This window comes from Muricauda sp. SCSIO 64092, from assembly GCF_023016285.1.
Taxonomy (GTDB): Bacteria; Bacteroidota; Bacteroidia; order Flavobacteriales; family Flavobacteriaceae; genus Croceivirga.
Map to the genome: position 1 here is coordinate 98,201 of NZ_CP095413.1, position 11,482 is coordinate 109,682.

The 11,482-nt window shown below is 48.7% G+C and carries 7 protein-coding genes (1 of these 7 only partly in view); 4 read left to right on the forward strand and 3 right to left on the reverse strand.

Annotated elements, in window-relative coordinates:
• Positions 1-4,795, forward strand: the 3' end of a protein-coding gene (locus tag L0P88_RS00350) for a BspA family leucine-rich repeat surface protein (RefSeq protein ID WP_247132665.1). 25,025 nt of this gene lie to the left of the window's left edge; 4,795 of the gene's 29,820 nt are visible here — the last part of the coding sequence; its start codon lies beyond the left edge, outside the window; it ends in the stop codon at positions 4,793-4,795.
• A 403-nt stretch (positions 4,796-5,198) separates the two neighbouring features.
• A complete protein-coding gene (locus L0P88_RS00355) occupies positions 5,199-5,549 on the forward strand; it encodes a ribose-5-phosphate isomerase (protein ID WP_158779400.1) in 351 nt (116 codons plus the stop codon).
• A 30-nt stretch (positions 5,550-5,579) separates the two neighbouring features.
• On the opposite strand, the gene L0P88_RS00360 is transcribed toward L0P88_RS00355, so the two are convergent.
• Positions 5,580-6,284, reverse strand: a complete 705-nt coding sequence (locus L0P88_RS00360; RefSeq protein WP_247132666.1) for a LytR/AlgR family response regulator transcription factor — start codon at positions 6,282-6,284, stop codon at positions 5,580-5,582.
• The gene (locus L0P88_RS00365; protein ID WP_247132667.1) at positions 6,277-7,377 is read right to left on the reverse strand and encodes a sensor histidine kinase; all 1,101 of its coding nucleotides are present in this window, start codon (positions 7,375-7,377) and stop codon (positions 6,277-6,279) included. Before L0P88_RS00365 ends, L0P88_RS00360 begins: the two co-directional genes overlap by 8 nt.
• 196 nt (positions 7,378-7,573) lie before the next feature.
• Between L0P88_RS00365 and L0P88_RS00370 the strand changes: the two genes are divergently transcribed.
• Positions 7,574-8,872, forward strand: coding sequence for a serine hydrolase domain-containing protein (locus tag L0P88_RS00370; protein ID WP_247132668.1), 1,299 nt, complete (start codon positions 7,574-7,576; stop codon positions 8,870-8,872).
• A gap of 54 nt (positions 8,873-8,926) precedes the next feature.
• Here the strand turns inward: L0P88_RS00370 and L0P88_RS00375 are convergent, their stop codons facing one another.
• Positions 8,927-10,189: a hypothetical protein gene (locus L0P88_RS00375; RefSeq protein ID WP_247132669.1), complete on the reverse strand. Its 1,263-nt coding sequence runs from the start codon at positions 10,187-10,189 to the stop codon at positions 8,927-8,929.
• A gap of 122 nt (positions 10,190-10,311) precedes the next feature.
• Here L0P88_RS00375 and L0P88_RS00380 point away from each other — a divergent pair, with 122 nt between their 5' ends.
• Complete coding sequence (locus L0P88_RS00380; RefSeq protein WP_247132670.1) at positions 10,312-11,469, forward strand: DUF1080 domain-containing protein; 1,158 nt, start codon at positions 10,312-10,314, stop codon at positions 11,467-11,469.
• Positions 11,470-11,482: the final 13 nt, after the last annotated feature.

Here is an 11,482-nt window from a genome sequence, read left to right on the forward strand (position 1 = left end):
GGACGTGGACAACGGTTCCAGCGATACCTGTGGGATTGCTTTCCTGGACCTTTCCGAGACCAGCTTTACGGCGACCGACCTTGGGGACAACACGGTGACGCTTACCGTGACCGATCCCGGCGGCAACTCGGACAGTTGTACCGCTGTGGTTACCCTAGAGGATAGCACTGCCCCTATCCCAAGTTGCCAGGACATTACCGTACAACTGGACACCTCGGGCAGCACAACGATTGCCACATCGGACATCGACAACGGCTCCTTCGACAACAGCGGCACCGCCGTATCGCTATCCCTTGACAGAACAAGTTTTGGCTGTTCCGACGTGGGCGACAACACGGTGACCCTTACGGTAACGGACGCCAGCAACAACTCGGGCAGCTGTACCGCTACGGTAACGGTAGAGGACGATACTGCCCCAACGGCGGTGTGCCAACAGCAGGGGGTCATATTCCAACTGGGTACCAATGGCCTGGCCATTCCGGATGTCGCCCTTCTGGACGGCGGTTCGAGCACTCCCTGCGGTAGCGTTTCGCTAAATGTAGTCCCGAACAGCCTCACCACTGTTGGCACACACACGGTGACCCTAAGGGCAATCAATGGCAACAACAAAATGCACAGTTGCACCACCGTGGTGACTGTGGAGGACAAGATCCTCCCCACCCCCATCTGCAAGGGCATTACCGTGCAGTTGGACGCCTCGGACGGTGCGACAATATCCGCATTGGACATGGACAACGGTTCCTCCGACAACAGCGGCACCGCTTTGGCCCTTTCCCTGGACAGGACAGACTTTGGTTGTTCCGATGTGGGGGACAACACAGTGACCCTTACCGTAACGGACGCCAGCGGCAACTCGGATGGTTGTACCGCTACCGTGACCGTGGAGGACAACACTGCCCCCACGGCCGTATGCCAACAACAGGGGGTTACATTCCAATTGGATGCAAATGGCCTGGCCATTGCGGATGCCGCCCTTCTGGACAACGGTTCCAGCGATACCTGTGGGAGCATTGCCCTAAGGGTGTCACCTAGCAGCTTTACAGCCGATGACCTTGGAGACAACACCGTGACCCTAATAGTGGACGATGGCAGCAACATTGCGACCTGCCAGACCACAGTCTCCGTGGTAGACGTCACGGCCCCCACGCCAAATTGCCGGGACATCAGTGTGGAACTGGGCGCTTCGGACAGCGCAACGATTGCCATATCGGACATCGACAACGGCTCCTCTGACAACAGCGGCACCGCCCCTTCCCTTTCCCTCTCCAAAACAAACTTTGGCTGTTCCAATGTAGGGGACAACACGGTGACCCTTACGGTAACGGACGCCAGCGGCAACTCGGACAGTTGTACCGCTACCGTGGCCGTGAAGGACAGGACCGCCCCTACGGCACTGTGCAAGACATCGGTAGCGCTGGAATTGGGCACCGATGGCATGGCCACCCTGGATGCTTCCCTGGTGGACGACGGTTCCAGCGATAACTGCGGTAGCGTTTCGCTGAACGTGTTCCCAAGTAGTTTTACAGGTTCGTTCCTCGGCACGAACACGGTAATCTTGAGGGTAATCGATGGCAGCAACAACTCGGACAGCTGCACGGCTTCGGTGACCGTGGTGGACAAAGAGGCCCCCAACGCCATCTGTAGCGACATCACCGTCCAACTGGATGCAGCGAACAGTGCGACGGTTTCTTCATTGGACATCAACAACGGCTCGTACGACAACAGTGGTACCGCTATGTCCTTTTCCTTGGACAGGACCAATTTTGACTGCTCCGATGTGGGGAACAACACGGTGACCCTTAACGTAACGGATGCCGGCGGCAACCTAGCCGAGTGTACCGCTTTGGTGGCCGTCGAGGATAGGACCCCTCCCACGGCGAGCGATCCGGCACCGATGAGCGTACAGTGTCTTCCCGAAGCGGATATCACGGTAGTGACCGATGAAGCCGACAATTGTACGACCATCCCAACGGTCACCTTTATAGGCGATGCAAGCGATGGGAAGCAGAACCCGGGAACGATTACCAGGACCTATAGGGTGACCGATGCCTCAGGGAACAGTACCCATGTGTACCAGACGATTACGGTAAACGATACCCAGGCACCCACGGCCAGCAATCCATCACCAATCAACGTACAGTGCCCGTCCGATATCCCCGTTCCAAACATTACAGTGGTGACCAATGCCACGGACAACTGTACGGCCAACCCAACAGTGGCCTTTGTAGGTGATACAAGCGATGGCAACAGCAACCCGGAAACGATTACCAGGACCTATAGCGTGACGGATACCGTTGGGAACAGTACCACCGTCACCCAGACCATCACGGTGGAAGATACACAGGCCCCTACGGCAAGCGACCCGACACCGATCAATGTACAGTGTAGCGCCCCGGCGCCGGACACTGCAGTGGTGACCAATGCCACGGACAATTGCGGCACGCCAACCATCACCTTTGTAAGTGATATGAGCGATGGCAACAGCAACCCGGAAACGATTACTAGGACCTACAGGGTGGGCGATGCCGCAGGGAACAGTACCACCGTGACCCAGACCATTACGGTAAGGGACACGACACCCCCTACGGCCAGCAACCCGGTAGCCGTAAGCGTACAGTGTTCCTCCAATGTCCCTGCCGTGGACACCGCGGTGGTGACCGATGTTACGGACAATTGCGGCACACCAACGGTCAGTTTTGTAGGTGATACAAGCGATGGGAAGCAAAATCCGGAGACGATTACGAGAACCTATCGGGTGAGCGATTTGGCTGGGAACAGTACCACCGTGACCCAAACTATTACGATAAGGGATACCACCGCCCCTGCGGCCAGCAACCCAACGGCAGTGAGCGTACAATGTGCATCCAATGTCCCTGCCGTGGACACCACTGTGGTGACCGGAGTTTCGGACAACTGCACGACCAACCCAACGGTCGCCTTCCTAAGTGATGTGAGCGATGGACAAAGCAATCCAGAAGTCATCACACGGACCTACAGGGTGAGTGATTTGGCGGGGAACAGTACTACCGTGGCCCAGGTGATAACGGTTAACGACACCCAGGCGCCCATGGCGAGCGATCCGGCACCGATCAACGTACAATGCAGTGCTCCACCACCGGATATCACAGTGGTAACCGATGAAGCGGACAATTGTACGGCCAGTCCAACGGTTACCTTTGTCAATGATACAAGCGATGGGAAACAAAACCCGGAAACAATCACCCGGACCTATCGGGTGAGCGATGTCGCGGGGAACAGTACCACCGTAATCCAGACCATCACGGTTAACGATACCCAGGTACCTACGGCGAGCGATCCAGCTCCGATCAACGTACAGTGCAGTGCGCCGGCACCGGATATCACGGTGGTGACCGGTGGGTCCGACAACTGTGGGACACCAACGGTGACCTTTGTCAATGATACAAGCGATGGGAAGCAAAATCCGGAAACGATTACGAGAACTTATCGGGTGAGCGATATCGCGGGGAACAGTACCACCGTCACCCAGACCATTACGGTAAGGGATACCACCCCTCCTACAGCATTGTGCAAGGCGGCAACAATCCAACTGGGTACCAACGGCATGGCCAATTTGGACGCTTCCATGGTCGATAATGAATCCAGCGATGCCTGTGGGAGCATTGGCCTGGGCGTGTCCCCAAGCAGCTTTTTGGCCACCCACCTTGGTGACAACACGGTGACCCTGACCGTGAGCGACAATAGTGGTAATACGGACAGTTGTACCGCCACAGTTACCGTTAAGGACAGCACGGCACCAACGGCCAGTTGCCAGGACATTACCGTGGAACTGGACACGACGGGCAGTGCAACGATTGCGGCAGAGGACGTGGACAACGGCTCGTTTGACAACAGCGGTACCGTGTCGCTTTCCCTGGACAGGACGGGCTTCGGTTGTTCCGATGTGGGGCAGAACACGGTTACCCTAACAGTCACCGAAAATAGTGGAAATACGACCAACTGTACCGCCACGGTAACGGTACAGGGAACAACCGCACCGCTGGCCATTGTGACCAACAGCGGACCGATCTGCCAGGGCTCTACCCTACAGTTGAACGAAATAAGTGGCCTGGGAACCTCATGGTCCTGGACCAGCGATGGAAATGCCACATTCAGCAATCCTGACGTACAAAATCCTGAAGTGACCAATGTTTCGGATGGGGAAGAGTTCACCCTAACGATGGCACTGGCCAATGGATGTACCGTTACGGGCACTACCACTGTGTTTATTCTGGGGCTCCCCGTCCTGGAGACGGAGGACGAACAGGTATTCTGTACCCTGGAGAACCCTACGGTATCGGATTTGGCAGCTTCCGGCAACGGTACCCTGCGTTGGTATTCGGAAGCGAACAGTACTACGGAACTGGGGACCGATGTTTCCCTTGGGGACGGTGCCGTCTATTACGGATCGTTGGAGGATGGCAATGGATGTACCTCCGATAGGGTTGCCGTGACGGTAAGGATTTCCATGGAGGGTTGTGACGAATTTCCGGACGCGGACAGACGCGGCTTCTCCCCGAACGGCGATGGGGTCAACGACACCTTTTCCATTTCCTGGCTGAAGAACGATTACCCCAATTATAGCATGTCTGTCTATGACCGTAACGGTACTATGGTGTACCAAGGGAACATCAGCACACCGGAATGGGACGGCAGCGCGGACCAGGGAATTGTCCTGGGGGATGGTAAACTGCCCAATGGGGTGTACTATTATACGATAGATTTCGGGGACGGCACTACACCGCCGGTCCAGGGAATCGTCTATTTGAACCGGTAGGCAGGGAAATGTAAAAAAAGTAAGACCAATGGGATTACTAAAAAAGTAAGAGAAATTGGAAAAGTCCTGAGGTGTCAACATTGAAGTAGCATTCAAGGGCCATCCGGACAACTGGAATGGCCCAACAAAAGATTGGAGCAGTTACAGATATTTCCAATGGGACGGGCCAGTTGGAAAATTGCCTACTACAAACTACAGTTTGCGTTATGTATGCGAACTATGTCCCTGTTTTGAAGTTCTAACAGGACTTAGCTCAGAAATCGACTGGGAATTTGTGGCCAATAAAATGGCCATGGAGTGCCCAATAAATCTATTTTCAACTATAGCGGTCTAAGCTAAGACAGGATAGAAAGCCGTGCATTCATCCAAACTATTTTTATTAGGTTTATGGACAAAAACCGTAATGCCCAAAACCGAATACCGTATCTATGTTATTGAACTTTCAAAAAAGGTATTTACGGAACATCGCAGATTTCGGGAAGCCAATCCCCAATTTAATGGGGTTTTGGAATGTTTGTATGTTGGAATGACGAGCAAAACACCCAAAGAACGTTTTTTGCAACATAAAACAGGTTTTATCAATAAAAGAGGGCATAGCCTTTCCTCCAGTATCGTCAAAAAATATGGCAGCTACCTGCGGCCCAGTCTCTATAACCATATAGCCCCATTAACCAACAGGGAAGAGGCTTTACGAATGGAAGAGCGTTTGGCTTTGGAACTGCGCAGGAAAAGATATGCGGTTTGGTATAACTGATTTAGGTGCCTTGGAACACCTCAAGTAATCTTACCCCCTTTTGGCCATTGCCTTTAACAACCCAAAAACATATTCCTTGTATTTTCCCCCAATGGGAATCTCTTTGTCCCCAATTTCTACATCAAGTGCCGTATAGGCCGTAATCTTGTTCGTATTCACCACATAGGAACGGTGCGTTCTAAGAAAATGCGAAGGTAATTGTTCCGCAAACCTCCCCAACTGTTCTTTGACCACCAGTCTTTTGTCCTCCAAATGGATACGGATATAGTCCTTTACACTTTCAATATAAAGCACTTGGTCCAACACTACTTTAATCCGCTTTTTATTGAAGGCCACATAAATATGCTCAACGGGCAGTCCGTGTGTCCGAGATCCAACATCCTCGGAAAGGGGAAGAAGCTTGTTCACCGCCTTAAAAAAACGGGTAAAGGTGACGGGTTTTAAAAGATAGTCCACCGCCTCGTATTCATAACTTTCAAGGGCATATTCCCGGTAGGCCGTGGTGAATATCACCTTGGGAGGACTTGTAATGGTCTTTAAGACATCAATACCCGTAAGCTTGGGCATTTGAATGTCCAAAAAAATAACGTCCACTGTGGTGGTCCGTAAAAAATCAATCGCCTCTACGCCGTCCTTGAAAGATCCCAAGTGCTCCAAAAAAGGAACTTCCGCAATGTGTCCTTCCAATAGGGAACGTGCCAACGGTTCGTCATCTACAACAATGCACTTAATCATAGGCGGATAAGGTGTTTATGACCAATTCAACTTCATACATCTCCTTTTGATCGTTATTTTGAAAACTGTACTGTTGATACAATTTAGACAATTGCTGCCTTAGGTTGGTTACTCCAATTCCTTTGGTATAGCCCATACCATCATTGACCAAGTCTTGATTTTTGGTGTTCTTAACCCTAAAGTATAGTGTTTTTTCCGCTATGGAAAGCCGTATCCATATTTTGGGTTGTTTTAGCTGGCCGCTGGCCCCATGTTTAAAGGCATTTTCCACAATGGAAAGTAACAGTAATGGAGCAATCCTTACATCTCCGTGGATATCCTTATCGTAGTCCAGGGAACAGTCCAGTTCAATAGCGTCCCCAAACCGCAAGTGTTCCAGGGCGATGTAGTCTTTGATTAGCTTGATTTCATTCCCAAGAGGTACAAACCTATCGTTGCATTGGTACAGAATATAGTCCAAAATGGACGCCAGGGCTTCCACCATTTTAGGGGCCTTATCCGATTTCTGTACGGTGAGGGCATAAAGGTTGTTCAAGGTATTGAACAAAAAATGCGGATGGATCTGCGCTTTGAGTGCATTGAGTTCCGCCCTGTTTTTATCCCGTTGTAACTCCAGTGCATGACGCTTTGTCTCGTTACTTTCATGGACTATATTGGTCAAGGTCATGACCAATGTTGCCGTTAACAGGGCCGGTATATAACTGGTGATCATATGGGATATATCACTAAAAATCTCCAATATGGATTCTTGCAAAAATGTTCCTTTTCTAAAAATGGGTTCGTAGAGGTAAACATTCACCATTCGATCAAAGGCCCCAGTGAAATAGAAAAGCAGACCGGACATGATCATAAAAACCAAATACCGCTTCTTTTTCCAAAATCTGGGAATCCAAACAAAATTGAATACATAGGCCGCAACAAGCATCGCAGGTACCCGTTTAAGATTCTGCAAAAAAATGAGGGCCATCCTTTGCTCGTTCCCATCTTTAAAGAACTGTATCAGGGTAAAACAGGTTAAAAGCAGGCACCAAAAAATTAAATGCCTTTTGAGCCCCAATCCCGTATTTGTGCTGTTGTACGACTCCCTTTTCATCGTTTCGAATCCCTAAAAATAGGGAAATACCCCTGCTCAGATGATGTTTGTGGACGAAACCCCGCCAAGCGACGACGGATACGGCGTAACCGCCCATAGCGTATCTCCATAGGTTATAACCGACTTTCCGGTTGCACCCTACCGCAATTGGGCCATTTTTAGGATAGGCGATGCCCATCCATTTCATCTTTGAAGCATGAAAAAGACACGATTGGACAAACCCAAAAGACGACTATTGCGCAGTATAGGTTTTATTTTCTGTATATGGCTTGGTTGGACCATTTATGATCATACCACATGGGTCCTATTTCCCAAGGACGCCTATCCGTTTACCACAATGACGGTCAACAATGCATACACTACCCAAATTCAAAAAGCGGAAAAATGGATGAAAGGAGTGACCAAAAGACTTGATGTCCCTTCCTTTTCCATTGCCGTTGGCCATCAAGGCAACATAATCTGGTCCGCCACTGAGGGATATGCCCATATGAAATCTTTGACCCCCGCAACACCCCAGACCCAATACCGTGTAGGAAGCACTTCAAAGGCCATAACCGCTACCGGAATTGCTTTATTGGTAAATAAGGGGCACATCAAACTGGACAATTATTTAGGTGATACCATTGCCAATTGGCCCAAAAAGAGATGGAATTTTACAACGAGGCAACTGTTGAGCCATACGGCCGGTGTAGGTAACTATAAAGATTTTGGGATTGCTTCGGCAAGGTATACCCTGTGCAATTGCCACCAGTTCACTTCGGCATCGGAGGGCATCAAAGTATTCAATCGCTATCCATTGCTTTACCAACCTGGCAGCGATTTTAAATATTCCACTTTTGACATAAACCTGGCCAGCGTGGTGTTGGAACAGGCTGCTGATCAGCCTTTTTTGGAGTATATGCAAGAACATGTATTCCATCCCTTGACCATGGACAATACCTATGCCGATCATACCCGGCGGGGAACCCAACATTTGGCAACATTCTATGAAACCTCTAAAGGCTATTACAGGGAATATAGAACCATGGGTATATTGGACGATGCTAACCTGAGCTATAAATGGGCCGGTGGGGGATTCATTTCCACTCCAACCGATTTGGTCAAAATGGGAAACGCTTGGTTATCCGGTCCTTCATTTTTATCATCCGCAATCCTAAAGGAGTTTTGGAGCCCAGTGCAATTGGATGATGGCAACATCAATGAACAGGAATATGCCTTGGGCTGGCGTTCCTGGTTAGCCTATCAAAGTAAGGAGATTTTGGACAACACATCTGTTTGGATGGTGCACCACGGGGGAGTGAGTAAGGGATCGATGAATTTTCTGGTGATTTTTCCCCAATATGATTTGGTCATCAATGCCTCCATGAACGCAAGGGCCCAGACCTTTGGTGATTTTGCAAAAGAAGTACGACGACTGGCCAATTACTTTTTAACCGATTTGCCAAAACAACCCTTACCACTCTATAAGGAAATCAAAGCAAAAACTTTTCCATAAGTCGAAAAAAATGTAGGCCAACAAAAACTCAATCATATAATCCTAAAAAGGCTCTTATTGAAGAAGGTTCCATCGTTGTAGTTTATCCTCCAAAATTAACTCCCGTATTTCCCCCTGTCCTTCAAAAGTCCATTGCACCCCTCCTATCTTCCCTAAATCTACCTTAAGCTCTTTTTGGAAGGCAGTTTGACCATCCAAAATTACGGTGAGCATACCGTTGCTCACCTTCAATTCACATCGGGTCCATAGACTCATATCCCTACCAAAGGCGGAAAGGTCATGGTTTCTTCCAGAAATCATTTCATTATCCATAAAAAAGCCCAAATCGCCCACACATCCGGGAATACTGAACTCCAGGGAAATAACTTCCCGGGTTCCAGTGACCGTCATTCGTATGGAATGGCAAATACTATGTTCACTGGATTTTGGCATTCTAAAAGTGGTCGCCATTGAAAAATCAGTACCGTCAACACTGGGATTGGGGGAAAGCTGGGCCAAATAGAGTTCCCCGCCCTCCATACCGTCCATCTTCTCCATAACCCCTGATCGTATCCCTAGATTTTTCCCATTGTAGAACTCTTCAGGTTTTAGATAGGTTATCTGTCCCCCGTCCCCCAATAGTGATGCTTGCCACCCTTGTGTAGGGATATACAGTTCCCGCTCCAATAGGATTTGTTCATTGGCTATCAATTTGGTGAGGAAATAACCGGGCAGGTAATAGGTGGAGGTCACCAATCCTCTGGCCTTATGTAAGGGAATACGTTTATCACTGTCCCAAGACTGTTGAATGTACATGCTGTCCGGTGAAAGTGTACCCAAATCATATTGAAAAATGACCGTATTGGGATATCCAATGGCTACTTTTTCAAATGAAAATGAAACATTTTCCATGGGGAATTCAACTTTGGGAGTGGTACGGGCCTCAGTTGGATTTTTCCCTCCCCGTAAAAAAAACAGGGCCAAAAATAGTATCACCGTACTTCCTATTCCCCATTTCCAAAAGCCATAGGGGATTTTGGACAATTTATCCATGCTCCGACCGTTGGAATGCGCTTGCTGAAAATCCCGCCAACTTTCATAGCCCACAAATTCCGAAAGGATATCAAAAGTAGTAACGCTGGGATTGGCCACAACTTCCGCCCTTCCCCAAATGCGTTTTAGGGTAGTGACGCTTAACCTTTTACCGGTAACCTTAAAGATTTGATCACTAAGACCCTTAAAGTCCTTGTTGGTCCAGGAATCTCCAGTACCCCAACCCAAATGGGATTCGATACAAGTAACCAAATGCTTTTTCATACGTGAATCCTGCTTTTTCATAAATCTAGGATATTGAATTCTTTAACCCTGGATTGAACAGGATTAAACAAAATTGAACAAGCGAATCCTTGTAATTGAAAACACCCATAAATTACATTTGGTCGTATCAAATTTAATTCGAAATGACAAAAGTTAACAGCATTATCAAAAAGCTTATTCACCTATTCTTCATTTTTCTTACCGTTACTTTATATGGACAGCGAAAAGAAATTAGGATTCCAATGACCGCTGCGGGTTGGAAGTACAATACCGAAACAGTGGAGTTTGTGACCCATAGATCGGTTGCAGCGGTACGCCCAAAAGCTGGGGAGGACCTTAATATTCAACTAAAGAATCACCAATTTACCGATGGCACTATTGAATATGATGTGGAGTTTACAGGAAGAGGGTTTCCAGGCATTGGATTTCGATCGTCCAACGATCAAAAATATGCCGAGCTCTTTTATATACGCTACTTTGGTACTGTAGACCCACTAAGTAGATACACCACCCAATACGCTACGGTAATCGATGGTGTGAACATGTGGGATATGACCGATGAGTATCAAGCTGCGGCCACAATCTATGACGAAGGGTGGAACCATGTAAAACTGGTAATACATGGCAAACAGATGCGGGTCTATGTAAATGACATGGACAACGTTGCCTTACATGTACCCAGTTTGGAAGGCACTGGAAAAAGCGGGAGTATCTACCTGACCGGTGATGTCATCTATGCCAATCTCGTTATAAAACCAGATGCCGTAGGGGATTTACCGGAAGTTGAAGGCTATGACCCTACCTACAGTGACACCCGCTATCTAAAGAATTGGTTGGTATCTGCTCCTGTGGACCTGGCCTTTAATAGGGATATCATGAAACCCGGTATTGCAATCGATAGCACCTTGCTCAATGATTCCAGTTGGAAACCCCTGGTTACCGAACGCCGCGGGATGGTGAACCTTACTCGAGAATATGGGGCTACAGAAAATGGCAAACGACGTTTGGTATGGCTCAAAACCAAGATCAAATCAGACGTAGATCAGGTTCGCAAGCTTCACCTTGGCTTTAGCGATGAAATATGGGTATTCCTGGATGGCCAGCCCCTACATATCGATAAAAACTACTATGCTTCGCCAGGTATGAAGGAACCCAGGGGAAGGTGTACCATAGAAAATAGTGAAATCATGGTACCCCTTAAGAAAGGTGACAATGAATTGCTGTTAGGTGTGGCCCATTACTTTTTTGGCTGGGGAGTCACTGCACGTTTGGATAGTACCGACAACCTGAAATTTGAATAATATCCATTGCACA

Coding starts and splice junctions, on each gene's coding strand:
- L0P88_RS00380 (WP_247132670.1), top strand. CDS start 10,312: ATGACAAAAGTTAACAGCATTATCAAAAAGCTTATTCACCTATTCTTC.
- L0P88_RS00370 (WP_247132668.1), top strand. CDS start 7,574: ATGAAAAAGACACGATTGGACAAACCCAAAAGACGACTATTGCGCAGT.
- L0P88_RS00375 (WP_247132669.1), bottom strand. CDS start 10,189: ATGAAAAAGCAGGATTCACGTATGAAAAAGCATTTGGTTACTTGTATC.
- L0P88_RS00365 (WP_247132667.1), bottom strand. CDS start 7,377: ATGAAAAGGGAGTCGTACAACAGCACAAATACGGGATTGGGGCTCAAA.
- L0P88_RS00360 (WP_247132666.1), bottom strand. CDS start 6,284: ATGATTAAGTGCATTGTTGTAGATGACGAACCGTTGGCACGTTCCCTA.
- L0P88_RS00355 (WP_158779400.1), top strand. CDS start 5,199: ATGCCCAAAACCGAATACCGTATCTATGTTATTGAACTTTCAAAAAAG.